The 229-nt window shown below is 42.4% G+C and carries 1 protein-coding gene; it reads left to right on the top strand.

Annotated elements, in window-relative coordinates; all coding sequences use genetic code 11:
• Positions 1–19: 19 nt before the first annotated feature.
• Positions 20–229: hypothetical protein (locus QP442_RS08605; protein WP_285069827.1), on the top strand; the 210-nt coding region annotated here is incomplete at its 3' end.

Genomic DNA, 229 nt, shown 5'->3' with positions numbered 1-229 from the left:
ACCCTCCTTTTTAGATCACATGACGCATCCCATTGCCTTTGTATTGGCGCAATTTTTCCTTACTTTGCCAGCGATTTGGGTTGGTCGCGGTTTTTATGTACGTGGTTTTCGGAATTTGGTAAAACGGCATCCAAACATGGATAGTTTGATTGCTGTAGGAACGAGTTCAGCCTTTCTGTATAGTTTGTACTCGGTCGTTCAAGTTTTACTGGGGCATCATACTTTTGTA

Source organism: Pauljensenia sp. UMB1177 (genome assembly GCF_030217965.1).
Taxonomy (GTDB): Bacteria; Actinomycetota; Actinomycetes; order Actinomycetales; family Actinomycetaceae; genus Pauljensenia; species Pauljensenia turicensis_A.
The sequence above is the reverse complement of the archived record's forward strand: the minus strand, read 5'-3'. Positions and strand labels throughout refer to the sequence as shown.